This is a genomic window from Pseudomonas sp. NFACC41-3 (assembly GCF_900109505.1).
Classification (GTDB): domain Bacteria; phylum Pseudomonadota; class Gammaproteobacteria; order Pseudomonadales; family Pseudomonadaceae; genus Aquipseudomonas; species Aquipseudomonas chlororaphis.
The window spans coordinates 1325799-1343692 of sequence record NZ_FOAE01000001.1; the positions used below are offsets into that span (position 1 = coordinate 1325799).

The 17894-nt window shown below is 61.4% G+C and carries 6 protein-coding genes; 4 read left to right on the forward strand and 2 right to left on the reverse strand.

Annotated features, from left to right (window positions below; translation table 11 throughout):
- Window positions 1-10: 10 nt before the first annotated feature.
- On the forward strand, window positions 11-13291 hold the full coding sequence (locus BMY68_RS06100; protein ID WP_239694067.1) for a two-partner secretion domain-containing protein: 13281 nt from the start codon (window positions 11-13) through the stop codon (window positions 13289-13291).
- Complete coding sequence (locus tag BMY68_RS06105) at window positions 13291-13725, forward strand: hypothetical protein (RefSeq protein ID WP_085531001.1); 435 nt, start codon at window positions 13291-13293, stop codon at window positions 13723-13725. Before BMY68_RS06100 ends, BMY68_RS06105 begins: the two co-directional genes overlap by 1 nt.
- 186 nt (window positions 13726-13911) lie before the next feature.
- Here BMY68_RS06105 and BMY68_RS06110 read toward each other — a convergent pair whose 3' ends face one another.
- Together BMY68_RS06110 and BMY68_RS06115 are read right to left on the reverse strand one after the other, a co-directional pair.
- A complete protein-coding gene (locus BMY68_RS06110; protein ID WP_085530999.1) occupies window positions 13912-14184 on the reverse strand; it encodes a hypothetical protein in 273 nt (90 codons plus the stop codon).
- Between the two features lie 463 nt (window positions 14185-14647).
- The gene (locus BMY68_RS06115; protein WP_085530998.1) at window positions 14648-15250 is read right to left on the reverse strand and encodes a GNAT family N-acetyltransferase; all 603 of its coding nucleotides are present in this window, start codon (window positions 15248-15250) and stop codon (window positions 14648-14650) included.
- 284 nt (window positions 15251-15534) lie between these two features.
- On the opposite strand from BMY68_RS06115, the gene BMY68_RS06120 reads away from it, so the two are divergent.
- Both BMY68_RS06120 and BMY68_RS06125 read left to right on the forward strand, forming a co-directional pair.
- Complete coding sequence (locus BMY68_RS06120; protein ID WP_169897782.1) at window positions 15535-16146, forward strand: transposase; 612 nt, start codon at window positions 15535-15537, stop codon at window positions 16144-16146.
- A 74-nt stretch (window positions 16147-16220) separates the two neighbouring features.
- Window positions 16221-17888 (forward strand): ShlB/FhaC/HecB family hemolysin secretion/activation protein, encoded by a 1668-nt coding sequence (locus BMY68_RS06125; RefSeq protein ID WP_239694068.1) that lies wholly within the window; start codon window positions 16221-16223, stop codon window positions 17886-17888.
- Window positions 17889-17894 lie beyond the last annotated feature (6 nt).

Consider the following 17894-nt stretch of genomic DNA (forward strand, 5'->3'; position numbering starts at 1 on the left):
GATCTCCGACATGGACGTTCGCCAATTTGCCTTCCTGGCTCGCCAACCTTCTGCGCGTGTGAAAGACAGCGAGCATTTCTGCGGCCTGCCCAAGCGCGGCCTGGCGTTCCTGCTGGCCAACGCCATGTTCTGGCAACCGCTGTGGGCCCAGGCGGAAGGCATCGTGGTCAGCGCGCCGGGCACCAGCCTGGGCCAGGCGGGCAACGGCGTACCCATCGTCAATATCGCCACGCCCAATGGCAGCGGCCTGTCGCATAACCAGTTCCACGACTACAACGTCGGCCAGCAGGGGGTGATCCTCAACAACGCCACAGACCGCACGCAGAGCACCCAACTGGGCGGGATCATCGTCGGCAACCCGAACCTCAAGGGCGTCGCGGCGCAAACCATCCTCAACGAAGTCAACGGCGGCAGCCCGAGCCAGCTGCGCGGCTACACCGAAGTGGCGGGGCAGTCGGCCCATGTGATTGTCGCCAACCCCTATGGCATCAGCTGCAACGGCTGCGGCTTCATCAACACCCCGAAAGCCACCCTGACCACCGGCAAGCCGGTGATCGAGAATGGCCAGCTCAGCCGTTACCAGGTCGATCAGGGGCAGGTGACCATCGACGGCGCGCAGCTCAACGCCAGCAACGTCGACAGCTTCGAGATCATCACCCGCAGCGCCAAGATCAACGCCGAGATCCAGGCGAAAAACCTGACCATCGTCACCGGGCGCAACGACGTCGACGCCCGGACCCTGAACGCCACGGCGCGCGCCGACGACGGCAGCACCAAGCCGGAACTGGCGATCGACTCTTCGGCCCTGGGCGGGATGTATGCCGGGGCGATCAGGCTGGTGGGCACCGAGGCCGGGGTCGGGGTAAAACTCGACGGCAAACTGATCGCCAGCGGCGGCGATATCCAGCTCGATGCCAATGGCCATCTGCGCATGGTCGACGCCTCGGCGGCCAATGGCGCGGTCAAGGTCACGGCGGCGAGTCTGGATGCCCAAGGATCGGTCCATGCCGGCAGCGCACTCACTGTGCAAACCCAGGGCGACTTGAACAACCGACAAAACCTGACCGCGCGCGACAGCATCAGCCTGAGCGCCGGCGGCCGCCTGACCAACAGCGGCATCATCGAAGCCGGGGTCAATGCCGACAACAGCCGCAATGCCAATGGCGATGTCAGCCTGAGCGCGCAGCACCTCGACAACAGCGGCAAGAGCGTGATTGCCAGCCGCAATCTGAGGGTGAACGCGGCACAAGCCCTGAACAATCAGGGTGGCACCTTGAGCGCGGGGCAGAGCGCCAACGTCAGCGCCGCGACCCTGGATAACCAGAACAAGGGGCGGGTGCTGAGCAGCGGTAGCCTGAATCTGAATGCCAACCAGTTGCTCAATAGCCAGGGCGGGCTGGTGAGCAGCAATGGTGAACTGGTCGCCAATGTGGCGGCGCTGGGTAACGCTGGCGCTGAGATTTCCAGCCTGGCCGGGGTGACCTTGAATGTTGCCTCCCTGGATAACGTCGCCGGTCTGATAGCGGCCGGTAGCGCTCTGAATATCAATGCCAGCGGTGCCTTCAATAACCAGGGCGGCCGGGTCCAGAGCACCGGCGCTGCACTGGTCAACAGCGCCAGTCTCGACAACAGCCAAGGCACGTTACTGAGCAGTGCGAGCCTGAGAGCGAAAATTGCCGGGCACTTGCTGAACCAGGCCGGCCTGTTGTCAGCGAACGATTGGCTGGCCCTCGACAGTGCCAGTCTCGACAACCAGCTCAAGGGACGAATCGTCAGCAAGGGCGGCCTCGACCTGAACACGGCGGGCGTTCTGGATAACCGCAGCGGCAGTGTCAGCACCGGTGGCGTCCTGACGCTCAATGCCAACCGAGTGGATAACCGTCAGGGCGGTTCGCTGGGCGCCGTCCAGGGAGTGAACCTGGGGGGCGGCAGTCTCGACAATCAGGGTGGCAGCGTCTCCAGCCAGGGCTATCTGAAACTGACGGGGACCACGCTGAATAACAGCAATGGCGGCAAACTGCTCGCCAATGGCGACATCAACCTGAACCTCGAACAACTCGACAACCAACTCGATGGCCAGTTGTCCGGGCAGGCGGCTGTGCAGGTCAAGGCTGCGCGGTTGAACAACGGCCAGGGTGGCAATCTCTACGCCAAGGGCAATCTGGACCTTACGGCGAGCGAGCAGTTGCTCAACGCCCGAGGCACGCTCAAGGGCGATGGCGCCATTCTGCTCAAGGTCGGCAGCCTGAACAACGACGGCGGCAACCTCTCCAGCGTCAAGGACTTGAAGCTCACCAGCCCGGGCACCATCAGCAACCTGGGCGGCACTCTGGTCAGCGGCGATACGCTCGACCTCAGCGGCGGCCAGCTCAACAACGGCGCCCAAGGCAGCATCTCCAGCACCAAGGCCCTGACGGCCAGCGTCAGCGGCCTCGATCAACAAGGCGGCAAACTGTTCAGCAGCACGGGGCTGAGCCTCGACCTGAACAACGGCCAACTGAATAACCAGGGCGGCTTGATCAACGCCCCAGGCCAGTTATTGCTGAAGAACCTCAAGGGTGTCGCGAACCAGAAGGGCGAGATTTCCAGCGATCAGGGTTTCACCCTGGCCGCGCAAACGCTGGACAACACCGACGGCAAGGTGATCAGTCAGAACGCATTGGGCCTGCGCATCGACCAAGCCTTGAACAACGTCAGGGGACTGGTGTCGGCCGATGGCCTGGATGTCCGGGCCGCTAGCATCGACAACACGGCCGGCAAGATGGGCAGCGACTCGGGCCTGGCCTTGCACGTCGAAGGTGCGGTGATCAACGTTAATGGCTCCGTTTCCAGTGCCGGGTTATCGACCTTCAAGGCGATGAGTCTGGACAATACCCAAGGCCAGCTGACGGCCGACCTTGGTCTTGGCGTCGAGTTGAGCGGGGCATTGAACAACCAAGGCGGCAAGGTCGGCTCCGGCAAGGCGTTGAACCTGGCCGCCGGCAGCCTCGACAACCGCGCGGCGGGAACGCTGCTGGCCGTCGATGGCAGCCTGACGGCAACAGTTGCTGGAGCCTTCGATAATCGGGAGTTGGGGAAACTCAGGGCCGGCGGCGGCATCGAGCTGACCACCGGCCGTCTGGATAACCGTGGCGGTAGCCTGTCCGGCAAGGATCGGCTGACCTTGCGCAGCGACCTGGCGGATAACCGGGGAGGGCTGATCCAGGCCGATAAGGACCTGAAGTTACTGGTCGGACAGTTGGATAACCGCGATAAGGGCGTGGTGACCGGCAAGGCGGCGATGGGCTATGAAGGCTCGCGACTGGACAACAGCGGCGGCCTGCTCAGTGCGGTCGGTCCGTTGACGCTCAAGGCCCTGGAAGTCACCAACAGCAAAGGCCGGATCGCCAGCCAGGGCGATCTGGACGCAACCCTCGACACCCTGAACCAGCAGGGGGGTGAGTTGGTCGCCAAAGGCAGTTTGCTGCTGACTGGCAAGACCCTCGACAATCGCGGCGGCCTGGTGGGCAGCACCCACGCATTGATCCTCAATGTCGACCAGGTGGACAACCGGGCGGGGGAGATCTCCAGTACCGAAAGCAGCCTGAGCCACACGGGCCAGCGTCTGGACAACAGCGACGGTGGCAAGCTGCTGTCCGCTAGCGACCTGCAGCTGACCGTGGCGCAATTGATCAACCAGACCAAGGGCAAGCTGTTTGCCCAGGGCGCTGCTCACCTGACCGGCACCACACTCGATAACGCCGGCGGTAGTTTCTCTGGTCTCAAGGGCCTGGATATCCGCCTGGACGGGGCCTTGCTCAACAACACCGGATTGCTCAGCAGCGAAGAGGCTCTGACCCTCAATATCGCCACGCTGGACAACACCGCGGGCAAGCTCAGCGGCGCCCGCGCCCTGTCGCTGGCCAGCCTGGGGGCAGTGCTCAACCAGGGTGGCTCGATCATCACCGACCAAGGGTTGATCCTGTCCAGCGCCAGCCTCGATAACAGCCACAACGGCGTGATCAACGGCAAGGGCGCAACCCGTGTCACCACCGGTGTCTTGGGCAACAGCCAGGGCGGCCACCTCACCAGTGACGGTACGCTGGAGCTGACCGCCACCCAGGTCAGCAACGGCGCCACCGGCCGCATTGCCAGTGAAAAGGATCTGACCGCCAGCGTCACGGGCCTGGATCAGCAAGGCGGCGAGTTCTTCAGCAAGACCCGTCTGGAGCTGGACCTGAACAACGGCCAGCTCGACAACCGCAACGGCCTGATCAACGGGCCCGTGCTGGTACTCAAGAACCTCAAGGATGTCGCCAACCAGAAAGGCGAAATTTCCAGCGCCCAGGCCTTCACCGTCGCTGCGCAAAACGTCGACAACAGCGGCGGCAAGCTGCTGAGCGACCAGGGCCTGACCCTGCGCATCGCCCAGCGCCTGAACAACCTCGACGGGCTGGTTTCCGCTGCGTCCCTCGATAGCCGCAGCGCCTCCCTGGACAACAGCCGCGGCATGATCAGCAGCCGTGGCGCTGTCGATCTGGGCGTGGCCCAGACCTTCAACAACCGCAATGGCACGCTGATCGGCGACGGGGCAGTGCTGTTGGCGGCCAACCGTCTCGACAACAGCGATGGTTCGGTGGCCGGCAAGGCCGATGTGTCGGCCACCCTCGGCACCCTCGACAACCAGAACGGTGAATTTATCGCCAGCGGTGCCCTGAATCTGACCGCCAGCGCGCTCGACAACCGCCAGGATGGTCTGGTGGCGGCTACAAAAGCGCTGAAACTCGAGGTCGGCGAGATCGACAACCGGGGCGGCGAACTCTCCGGCAGTGCCGGCATCAGCCTGACCGGCAACCGCCTGGATAACAGTGACGGCGGTCAGATCATCGCGGCCATGGGCTTGAGCATGACCCTCGGCCAGGTGCTCAACCGCAATCAGGGCTTGATCGACGGCAAGGCCGGTTTGACCCTGGATGGCCAGACCCTGGACAACACCGCCGGTCATTTGCTCAGCGGGCAGGACCTGCGGCTGGGCCTGGGCAGCGACCTGACGAACGATCAGGGCCAGATCAGCAGCGAAGGCACACTCGATGTCACCGGCGCCAACCTGAGCAACGCCGGCGGCAGCCTGTCGAGCGCAGGCGCCTTGAAGGTCAAGGTCAGCGCTACGCTCGGCAACCAGGGCGGGAAATTGGTCAGCGACGGCAGCGTCGACCTGCACAGCGCCGGCCTCGACAACCGCCAGCAAGGCGTGATCAGCGGCAAGGGAGTGGTCGGCGTGACCACTGGCGCCTTCGACAACAGCCAGAAGGGTAGCCTGAACAGTGGCGACAGCCTGACCCTCAGCGCCGGCCAGGTCACCAATCGGGACGGCGGCAGCATCGGCAGCGTCAAGGCCCTCACGGCCAGCGTTACCGGCCTCGACCAGATGGGCGGCAAGCTCTTCAGCGAAACGAGCCTCACCCTCGACCTGCACCAGGGGCAACTGAATAACCGCAACGGCCTGATCAATGCGCCGTCGCTGGTGCTCGACAACCTCAAGGACGTTGACAACCAGGGCGGTGAAATCTCCAGTGCCCAGGCCTTCGCGCTTGTCGCCGACAGCCTCGACAACAGCAACGGCAAGCTTCTCGGCAACCAGGCCGTGACCCTACGGGTCAATCAGGCCTTGAGCAACCTCAAAGGCCAGATTGCCGCGGCGGCCCTCGATGTACGCGCCGCCAGCCTGGACAACGCCGAGGGAACCGTTAACAGCCGTGGCGATTTGAACCTGAATATTGCCGGCCTGTTGAGCAACCGAGACAAAGGCCTGATCAACGCGAAGCAGAACCTGATACTCGGCAGCGCTGACCTGAATAACCAGGGGGGAACCCTGCTCGGTGGCAGCGCCGTGACCCTCAATGCAATGGCACTGAACAACAGCGCCAACGGCTTGATTAACAGCCAGGGCGGTTTGAGCCTGACCGCCCACAGCCTGAACTCCAATGACGGCGGGGAAGTGTCGGCCAAAGGTGACATGGCCTTGACCCTGGGGGCATTGACCCAGAATGGCGGTCGCCTGCTGGGCGACAGCGGTGTGCGTCTCGAGTTGTCGGGCAGTGACCTCGACAACCGCAATGGCTTGCTGATCGCCAAAGGCCCGCTGAGCATCAACCGCTTGCGCGACCTGAATAACCAGAATGGGGAGATTTCCAGCAGCCAGAGTTTCAACCTTATCGGTCGTACGCTGAACAGCAGCGGTGGCAAATTGATCAGCCAGAACCAACTGGGGCTGACAGGCGACACCTTGCTCAACCAGGGCGGCCTGATCTCTGGCTGGCAGGGGCTGGCAGTCAATGGCGGCAGCCTCGACAACCGCAACAACGGCACGCTGTCCAGCCGCAGTGGCGACCTGGATGTGAGCGTCAGCGGTGCCTTGCTCAACAGCAACGCCGGCGCGCTGGTCAGCCAGAAGACCCTGACCGTCAAGGCGGCCAGCCTGGATAACAGCGCAGGCATTCTGTCCAGCGGCGGGGCCCAGTTACTGACCGTTGGCGGGCTGTTGAACAATACGCTGGGTGGTTCGATCGACAGCGGCGCGGCCCTGACGTTGCAAGCCATGGCCTTGAACAACGGCGGCAACATCAATGCCCAGCAGTCGCTGGGCTTTACCGGCACGACCCTGGATAACTCCGGCGGCAGCCTGGCCAGCAATGGCGCGGTGAACCTCGACCTGCTGGGCAACCTGACGAACACCAATGGCAAACTAGCCAGTGGCGGTCCGCTGGTGATCAGCCGTAGCAGCCAGATCAACAACCAGGGCGGCCAATTGGTCAGCCAGGGGTTGCTGAGCGTGCTCAGCGGTGGCCTGGATAACCGCAATCGCGGCACTGTCGCGAGCAACGACACCCTGGTCATCAATAGCTCCGGTGCTGTCCAGAACAGCGGCGACGGCCTGATCTACAGCCAGAACGGCAACCTGCAACTCACTGCCGCCAGCCTGGGCAACGCCAAGGGCACCGTGCAAAGCCAGGGCGCGTTGAACCTGGCCGTGACCGGCGATATCGACAACCAGAGCGGCCGGCTCCTGGCCCAGAACGGCGATCTCAAGGTCAGCGCCACCAATCTCGATAACCGCGGCGGTACCCTCGCCAGCCTCAAGGGCGCTCTCGAAGCCCGTGTCGTCGGCGTGTTGAAAAATGGTTACGACCTGACCAACAACCGCCAGGGCGGCATCACTCAGGCTCAGCGCCTGAACCTCAGTGTATTGGGCGGCATCGATAACTATGGCGGGCGCATTTCGGCCCAGGGCGGCGATGCACTGATCACCACCGCCAACTTCGACAACCGTAACGGCGGCCTGTATGCCAAAGGCCTGGTCTACGTCAGCGGCAATAATTTCGACAACAGCGGCGACAACGACGGCCAGATCGCCGGTAATCGGATCGACCTCAGCCTCAACGGTCACTTGAACAACCGCATGGGCATCATCGAGAGCGACAGCACCCTCAGCGTGCGTGCCGCCAGCCTCGATAACCAGACCGGCCAGCTTCGGGCCCTGGGCACCGGCGGCAAGACCGACTTCCAGATCGGCGGCCTGTTCGACAACCGCAACGGCAAACTGGAAAGCGCCAACAGTGACCTGACCCTGAATGCCGCAAGCTTCCAGAACCAGGGCGGCAGCTTGTTGCATGTGGGCAACGGCACTTTCGATATCGCCACGGCCAACGTCACCAATGCCGGCGGCAGTCTCGTCACCCGAGGCGGGCTGACGCTCGCTGCCGACAGCTGGACCAACAGCAGCGTGATCCAGGCCGGGCGCCTGACCATCAACGTCAACAACCTGACCCAGACCGGCAGCGGGCAATTGCTGGCCTCCACCAGCCTGGTGGGCAACGGCGGTAACTGGGCCAACGATGGCCTGATTGCCAGCGACGGTACGGCCAGCCTGAACCTGGGCGGCAGTTATGGCGGCAACGGGCGTTATACCAGCCTGGGCGACCTGGGGCTGACGGCCGCTGCCGTGAGCCTGGGCAGTGCCGGCAGCGTCGCCAGCGGCGGCAATGCCACGATCAATATCGGCGGGCAGCTCAACAACTATGGGCGCATGACTTCTGCTTCCGGGATGAACGTCAATGCCGGGTCGATCAACAACTTCGGGACCCTGGGCAGCAGCGCCAACCTGCAGTTGGGGACGTCCAGCCTGCTGAACCAGAAGGGCTTGATCTTCAGTGGCGGCGACATGACCTTGAGCGTCGCCAACCTGACCAACCAGAACGGCGACCTGTACGGGCTCGGCAATGTGGCGATCGGCGGCTATGGCGGCGCTGCCCGGGCCGCGGGGGTCTACAACGTCTCCGGTTCGATGGAGAGCGGCGGGACCTTCGCGCTGAACGCCGATGTGTTCCAGAACCGGACCGATGGTGCGGTGGCGTCGGGCAGCCGTAAGCTGCTGTCGGGGTTTATCGCCAATATGTGTAATGACTGCAAAGGGAAGGTTTACACCTTCACCCTGGCGGCCCGCGAGGTCTACGAGAGCATCGACAACGACACCAGTGCCTCGGCGGTGCTGACCGCCGGCAGGGATCTGGTGTTCCAGGGCGGCAGCTTTCTCAATAGCAAAAGCACGGTGAGCGCGGGCGGCAATATCAATATCACTGCCGACAGCCTGCAGAACATCGGCGCGCAGAACGGGACCATCGAGCGCACGCGCCTGTACAAGGTCTACGACATGGGCGCAGGTGCTACCGGGCGGCTTTTCTCCGATGTCCTGACGCCCTATAACCAGCGCAACAACCCTGATTTCCCTTATGTGTATTACCTTGATTTGCAAGACAATATTCATAAGGCCATAGCTAAATCGGAGGATTACAGTGGGGGAGACGGTGAAAGCTATTCAGTGGTGTCTCTCAACAACGTCGCTACGGGGGCAGGCGTCGATACAAGCAGCGTCTATAACCGCGTATTTCCCGGCCTGGAATACGGCTTCGAAAAGACGACGTTTTCCCAGTACGACCCGAACAACCTGCTTGAACTGCCGAGCCAGTTCTCTCAGTACAAACTGCTCAGCGACGTTGAAATCGCCAAGGACAGTAGCGGTACCGTTAGCACCGCAGGCAGCCGTAATGCGGTTATCCAGGCGGGCGGCAATGTTTCGATCACCGCCGCCAAGGACCTGCAGAACAGCGTCATCCATCAGGACTACAACGTCGGCGGTGGTACGAATAAAGTCGCCGACACCCAGGTGAATACCAGCGGCACCACCGTTGTGCGGATCAATAGCCAACTGCCTCCCGATCTGGCCCAGCAACAAGTCAACCCATTGAGCCTGCCCGGCTTCGCATTGCCGACAGGGCCCAATGGCCTGTTCCGCTTGAGTGGGCAGGGCGCAGCGGTGCAGCAGGCGACCCAGGCCAATAGCGGGCCGCAGGACTGGAGCATGGGCAGCGCCTCGGTCAGCACCGCCCAGCGTCAACAGAACCTGCCGGACATTCAGGCGCGTAGCTTCCAGATTGCCGATGTTGCCCCAGTGGCCTCCAGCGATCGACAACTGACCCGGGTTACTCGCCAGGTCACCGACAGCAACGTGGGTGCCAGTGCGCTCGATGTCAGTGCCCCGGCCGATAATGGCGGCAACCTGCTGTTGCCAGGCTATGAAGGCAATGCAGGCGCGATCACTCAGGTGGGAGCCGTGCAGGTCGAAGGCGCCAGCCATAGCGCAGTTGCCACGGGGCCGGACCTGAGCGTGCCAACGCTGCCGCTGGCCCCCTCGACCGGCGTGACCACGCCTGGGAACAGCCAAACCCCCGGCCCAATGGTCGCGACACCAGTGGCCAGCCAAACCCTGGCCCGGGTGCAGGGCCTGCCGGATACCAGTTTCAAGCCCAATCCGCAGAAGTACCTGATTGAAACCAATCCGGTGCTCACTGACCTGAAACAGTTCATGAGCTCGGACTATCTGCTCGCCAACCTGGGCTATAACCCCGACGAGAGCCAGAAGCGCCTGGGCGATGGTTTCTATGAGCAGAAGCTGATCCAGCAGGCGGTCGTCGCCCGCACAGGCCAGCGTTTTATCGACGGCCAGACCTCGGACGAAAAACTCTTCAAGTACCTGATGGACAACGCCATCACCAGCAAGCAGCAGCTCGGCTTGTCGGTGGGTGTGACGCTGACCTCACAGCAGGTCGCGGCGCTGACCCACGACATCGTGTGGCTCGAAGAGCACGAAGTGAATGGGGAAAAAGTCCTGGTGCCGGTGTTGTACATGGCCCAGGCCGAAGGCCGCCTCGGCCCGACCGGTGCCTTGATTGCCGGTAACGATGTCAGCCTGATCGCCGGGCAGAACCTCGACAACGTCGGCACCCTGCGCGCCACCAACAACCTGTCGGCCACCGCAGGCAACAACCTGGTCAACAGCGGCCTGATCGAGGCCGGCAAACGCCTGGACCTGCTGGCGGGCAACGACATCGTCAACAAGGCGGGCGGCATCATCGCCGGGCGTGATGTGACGATGACCACGATTAGCGGCGATGTGCTCAACGAGCGCAGCGTCACCTCGGCGGACAGCGTGGCACGGGGCTATTCGCACAAGGATTACGCCAACAGCGCCGCGCGTGTCGAAGCCGCCAACGACATGAGCATTTCCGCCGGTCGTGACCTCAGCACCCCTGGCGGCGTGCTGCAAAGCGGCCGGGACATGAACCTGAGCGCGGGGCGCGACGCCAATCTGGTGTCCACTGAGCTCAGCAACAGCCTGGTGCTGGGTAAAAAACACTACAGCAGCGATATCACCCAGATCGGCGCCGAGGTCAGCGCCGGCCGCGACCTGACGGTCAAGGCCGGTCGCGACATCAACGCCATCGCCAGCGAAATCGAGGCCAAGCGCAACATCGCCATGGCGGCCACCGAGAACCTGACACTGTCCTCGGCGGCCGACGAGCAGCACTCCTACGAAAAGACCAAGAAAGTCACCCGCCAGGAAGACCACGTCAGCCAGGTCGCCACCACCCTCAACGCCGGCGGCGATGTCTCGCTCAGTGCCGGCAAGGACATGGCGCTGATCTCCAGCCGTATCACGGCCGGCGACGAAGCCTACCTGGTGGCCGGTGACAAGCTTGAACTGCTGGCGGCGCAAGACAGCGATTACTCGCTGTACGACAAAAAGAAAAAGGGCAGTTTTGGCAGCAAGCAAACCAAGCGCGACGAAGTCACCGATGTGAAAAACATCGGCAGCGAAATCACCACCGGCGGCGACCTGACCCTGGTCAGCGGCGGCGACCAGAAGTATCAGGCCGCCAAGCTGGAAAGCGGCAATGACCTGACGTTGCAGAGCGGTGGGGAGATCACCTTTGAAGGGGTGAAGGATCTGCATCAGGAGAGTCACGAGAAGAGCAGTAGCAGCCTGTCGTGGAACAGTGCCAAGGGTAAAGGCAACACCGATGAAACCTTGCGCCAGAGCGAGCTGGTGGCACAGGGCGAACTGGCGATCAAGGCTGTCGATGGTCTGAAAATCGACATCAAGCAGATCGACCAGAAATCGGTTAGCCAGACCATTGATGCGATGGTGCAGGCCGATCCGCAGTTGGCCTGGCTCAAGGAAGCCGAAAAACGCGGTGACGTGGACTGGCGCAAGGTGCAAGAGGTCCACGAAAGCTTCAAGTACAGCCACTCGGGCCTTGGCCAGGGGGCGATGCTGGCGATCATCATCATTGTGACGGTGCTGACGGCGGGGGCTGCTAGTGCGGCGGTGGGAACCGCAGCTGGGGCAACGGCGGGTTCTGGAAGTGCGATGGCTGCGGCTGGAACGTCTGCGATGGTCCAGGCGGGTACTGCCACAGCTGTTTCGGCTGCTGGATGGGGCAACGTGGCCGCCACTGCCATGATTACTTCGGCCGCCAGTGGAGCAGCAATCAGCACGATTAATAACAGAGGCAACCTAGGCGCAGTTGTAAAGGACGTCACCTCAAGCGATAGCCTGAAAAGTTATGCGGCTGCCGGTGTGAGCGGTGGTCTTGCCGGGGCAAATGTCGGTGCCCGCCTGGCAGTCAATTCAGCCCTGAAAACAGTTGTGAATGGAGGGAAGTTCAAGGACAACCTGGGCCAGGCAGCAGTGGGGTTGGCGGCGGATATGCTGACTGGCGCCATTTACGAGAAAGTTGGCGACAGTCTGGTAGGGAGCGGTTTACCGACCAAGGTTGCAGTACATGCGATTGTTGGTGGGTTGATCGGAGAGGCGGCGGGTGGAGACTTCGCGACTTCAGCGCTGGCAGCCGGAGCCAACAAAGCCTTGATCCAGATGGTAGGGGACAAGATCTTCCCTGGTGTCGCTCATGAGCAAGTGCTGGCAATGACTTCTCAACTGCTCGGTATGACTGTTGCGGCTGCAGCGGGAGGGAGTGATAAGGATCAGCAGGTTGCAGGATGGGTGGCGCAGCAGGGGACGGTTTATAACTACCTGGAGCACGATCAAAAAGAGCAGTTGGCCAAACAGCTGAATGAGGCATGCAAGGGTAAGGTTCAGTGTATTCATGACACGCTTGACCAATGGAAACCATTGGCTGATAAGCAGAATGCCTTTACGCCTGCCGAGCAGGCTCAATATGACCAGGCCCAAGGTATTCTCACTGAAAAGTTGTTGGGGAATTGTCAGTCGGATTTCTGTAAGACCTACACGCTAATTGAAATGAAGCAGGCAGGGCTCAACTGCGGGGATATCTCCTGCCTGCGTGAGTCAGCCGGTGCTACTCAGAAGGCGCAGTACCTCAACCAAGGGCAGTGGGGTAAGCTTCTTCTGGATGCTGTAGGCGATGGCGGAGCCATTGCAGGGGCGTTAGCACCTGTTCTGACGGGTGGTTCGAAGGTTGCCTCCGGTGCTGGGGCTGTTGTTGATGATGTGGCAGCGGGTGGTGCAAAAGGAATTGGTGCAGCGGGACAAGGTGCAAAAGGCGCAGAGGAGATAGGTAAGCTTCTTGATGACGCTCGTCACCAGTTAGAGCAATATATCGGTACGTTTAGCAAATATAAACCACCAACTGTTATTGGTGCCGTAGATCCGTTGACAGGGAAAATAGTAACAACGTCGAGTGGAGCGATTCCGAGTGAGATTGCACCTGAATTAAAGGCATACGCTGAAAGTTTGGGAGGGCTGGGGGTTAAAACTGCGTGTGGCAATACATTGGGACGCTGTGCCGAATTTAGAGCGGCTAATGAATTGCTGTTGAATAATCCCGGTCTTAAGCTTAGTGATATTAAGTTTACCTCTGCAATTCGCCCAAGAACGGGAGAGATTGTTCCTCGTTGCGAGAATTGCACTAACATGTTTGGAGCAGAGTGATGGATATGGATGAAGAGTTTTTAGAGGTCAATGATTTAGATTGGTTTGCCTCTTATCAAAATGGACTCCTTGCCCACTTTGCAACGGGGGGGCGAGGTGTTGTTCCTGCTATGGTAAGGAAATCAATTTCTGAGTATGAAGTTAATTATGATTTTTTTCATTCGATAATTGGTGATTCGGGCGTTGAGATTATTGAGGGTAATTTACCTGTTTTTAATAGCCTTGCTCAGCGTGAGCAATATTTGAGCTCGTTTGTTGAAATGGCCAAAAAAGGCATTTTTAGTCATGATGTTAGTGGTGATGGTGGTTACAAATTGATAGCTAGGCCTAAAGTTTGTAGAAGGTATTGTGATTTGCCGGTGCAAATAAAAAGTCTTCTTTTTGTGCTTTCTGTAAATCCTTCTGAAATTATAGAGGTAAGTGGTTTTGTTTGACTTCTTGCTGGGGGATTACATCTTTTAGGGAAGTGCTAGATCTCATCTGGTGTTTGAGTTTAGGCTCCAGCTTTTGCCGGGGCACTTTGTTTTTCGTGACACCAAATGCCTGCATCACGCGATTTTTTCGTTTTGTCCAAATTTTGGATGGACTAAAATGGGCGGTGCAATACCGCCCATCACTATTTAAACCAAAATCCTTTCGTGCAACTTCCGTCCCGCCACATCCATCAAATCACACCCATCGCGCAGCATGATGCTGCAAACCAGCGTCAGTTCCTGAAGCAGAACAGGTTCGTGTCGAGGGGCATCCGCTACCGAAAAACTTTCCAGTAGTTGGGTCACTGCGCGTATGCGATAAGCGGCCGCATCGTGCAGCACATCGATAGGCGCTTGGGTATCTATAAGCAAGGAAGGGATGTTGCAGTCGTGGCCGGTAATTGGCACGTAACGGTTCATAAACTCACCTCTGGTTGATTATCTGAGCTGTCACCCCATCGTCGCCAAACGAAAAGGGTGACGGCTGTACGCAGGTTGGCGAACCGACACCAGAAGTAAAGCCGGCAGACCCGAAGATCTCCCACGCACAGCCGTCATCAAGCGGTCGTGCGGATGCAAAAGTACCTGCAAGCAGGAGGTTTTGCATCAGTTCTGGTGTCAGGTCGCCAAACCCGGTCGCCATTTGGGCGACTAGTCGAAGGTAAACCGGCCTGTGCCGGGCGGGAATAAGGCGAGTTCACCGCCGCTTGTAAGGCTTTTCTGGTTATCAACGCAGCAGGCAGTTCTGTTTGATCTAGTCCTTCTCAAGGCATGACGACGTCGCGGCCGTTCCGGCCGATCGCAGCCTGCGGCAGCGGCTACGGGGGATCGCGCTCGATGCCTGCTGCGCAGCAGCGGCCTGCCCATCACCCCAGCCCTGTCACTACAAAAACTGCCCATCCGGCAGGGCGAGGTCGATGACCCCGCTGGTCAATACAGAGGCTGTCGCGATTGCCTTGGGTGAAAACAGGCGCAACAGAACGACTTTGCCCAGCGTATCGCTGCGTAACGCCATTTCGTGTCGATTGCCGATCAGCACTACGTCGGGCGCAATGGGCCAGCCGCCTGCCCGGGCATAGAAACGCGCCAGCGGTGGGTCGCAGGTGAAGACGCCGATATCGAGATTGCTGTGTTCCATGCAGCGCGTAGCCGCGGCGACGGTCCTCAGGCCCAGGCCTTGTCCCTGGCAAGCGGGATCGGTCATGACGCAGCTGAGCCCGGCGATGTCGAATGTGTGGCCGGCATGCTCGATCGTCTTCATGGCGACAGCGGCGTAGCTGAGCACCCGGTCGGGTGCGCAGATGTAGAACGAGAAGGTGTCGAACACGGGAGCGTGCAGCGGGGCGGCTTCGGCGTCTTCAGGCACGTCCGGCTCGGGATAGACGCGCCGCTGCAGCAAGGCAAATGCTCGCTGCAAGGCCGAGGAGGCCCGCTGGTAGGCGATGGCGTCGACAGTCCCGGGTTCCGTGGGCCTGAGGTCTGTCATGGGGGTGTCCTTGTCTGCAATAGCCTGGTTGAGGGATCGACATTCTCGCATGCCGGCCGTGTGGCGTTCACCGCGTCACCGCCCCCCACCTTTCCACTCCATATTTCCAGGCCAGGCACCCTGGCGCCCTCTGGCCTGTCCTGGCCGAACCTTCCTGGGGTGAATGAAGCTTTTGTGACAAAAGTTCGGTAGCACTTCGCCAGTCCCGTCATGGATATGTGACGCGCTTGAGGGGGCCTTCTGGCCACTGTTCTGAGCCGAGGCGGGACGCCGGGAGTGAGGTGATGGGGACTATGGAACGCTACGCGAAAGTGGGCATGCAGGAGCTGGACCAGCGGCTGTCGAAGATAGTCGAGGCCGCGCGCAAGAAGCCGGTGTCGGTCTATCGCTACGGGGCGCCGTGGGTCTGGATCGTTTCCCAGGATGACTGGCAGGGCGCCTTGAAGGAGGTGTCGAGCTACATCCCGCCGGGCCATTCGCTGGTGTTGCTGCGCCCGCAGATCGACGCCTTGCTCGACCAGCACCGCGACATCCTCCAGGGCCTGGATGCCGAGCCCGGCATGCTTATCGCCCCGCGCACGGTGATGCACATCCTGCTGTTGCAGCTGCTGTATTCGGTGCCCGGCGAGCAGCAGTTGTACGAGCAGCTCAATTACAACCTGCTGTTTCGCTGGTTCGTCGGCCTGGACCTGAACCAGAAGGTCTGGAGCCTCGGCGTGCTGAGCCGCGATATCGCCACGCTGTTGAACGATGCGCGGGCGGTGCTGCTGATCCAGAAAATCATCGGTGAAGTGTTCTGTGGCGCCTTGCTGCAAATGCCCGAGTTCTCGTTGAACTTCGCGCTGCTGCACAGCTGGCTGGCCAAGCACGCCACGACATCGACCTTGAGCAATTGAGGCGGCCAAACGCCGTACAGACGGCGACGGCGGTTTCGACGCGGTTGGACATTCTTGGAAATCTAGGGGGCGGTGTGGAGCATCTGTTCAAGAGATGGCGGCCGGGGCCGACCAGGCGCTGGCTGCCGGTGTGCGGCTGGCTGGCGCTGGTCGCGCTGAGCCAGCCGTTGTTGGCCGAGGAGGGCGGCCCGGTGGAGGGCGAACCGGTGCAAGGCAGCGCGGCGCCAGGCGAGGCCGCGCCCGCGCCCGCGCGGCTGGTGGATGTGAATGAGTACTTCGTGCGCGGCAACACCGTGCTCGATGCCCGGGCCATCGAAGAAGCGGTGTATCCCTTCCTCGGCCCGCAGAAAGCCCTGAGCGATATCGAGGGCGCCCGCGACGCCTTGCAGAAGGTCTACCAGGCCCGCGGCTACCAGTCGGTGTTCGTCGAGCTGCCGGAACAGAAGGTCGAGGACGGCATCGTCTACCTGCAGGTCAGCGAGACCAAGGTCGGGCGGGTGCGGGTGGTGGGGGCCAAGCATTATTCGCCGGTGGAAATCCGCGACGAGGTGCCGGCGCTGCAGGAAGGCGAGGTGCCGGACTTCGCCAAGGTCCAGGGCCAGCTGGCGAGCCTGAACAAGACCCCCGGGCGCCAGGTCATGCCGCTGGTTCGCGAAGGCCAGCGCCCCGGCACCATGGACGTCGACCTGCAGGTGGAAGACCAGAACCCGTGGCAGGCCAGCGTCGGCCTGAACAACGACTACAGCGCCGACACCAAGCACCTGCGGGCGGTCACCAGCCTGGGCTACAACAACCTCTGGCAACTGGGCCACAGCATTTCCCTGACCTATTTCACCGCGCCCGAGGACCAGGACAACGCCAAGGTCTGGTCCGGTTCCTACACCGCGCCGCTGAACGAGCGCTGGAGCCTGCAGTTCGCCGGCTACCAGTCCGACAGCAACGTCGCCACCATCGGCGGCAGCAACGTGTTGGGCAAGGGGCATTCCTACGGCCTGTCGCTGATCTACAGCCTGCCGGCCAGTGGCAGCTGGGCCAATTCGTTCTCGGTCGGGGTGGACTTCAAGGACTTCGAGGAGGAGCTGAGCCTGGGCGGCGACAGCGACAAGGTGCCGCTCAAGTACGCGCCGTTCACCTTCGCCTACAACGGTTTCCGTTATACCGAGACCTCCCAGTTGGGCCTCGGCCTGAGCCTGGTGGCCGGCACCCGCAGCCTGTTCGGCTATGGCAGCTCGGACGAAGACTTCGACTACAAGCGCTACCGCGCCAACCCCAGTTTCGCCGTGCTCAAGGGCGACCTGAATTACACCTACACCTTCGCCAACGACTGGCAGACCGGGTCCAAGGCGGCGTTCCAGCTGGCCTCGGGGCCGCTGGTGTCCAACGAGCAGTTCTCCGCCGGCGGCGCCACCTCGGTGCGCGGCTACCTGGCGGCCGAGCGCACCAGCGACGACGGCTACCTGTTTTCCCAGGAACTGCGCACGCCGTCCCTGGCCAAGTACCTGGGCGGTTATGTCAACGAATGGCGTTTCTATGCCTTCGCCGAAGGCGCGCGGATGTACCTGCGCGACGAGCTTCCCGACCAGGAGGCCGACTACAGCCTGGCCAGCGTCGGCCTGGGCACCCGCGCCAGCTTGAGCAAATGGCTTTCCGGCAGCCTGGACTGGGGTTACCCGCTGCTTGATGGACCGAACACCCAGAAACAGGACTCGCGCGTGCACTTCAGTGTGCAGGCGACGTTTTGATCTTTC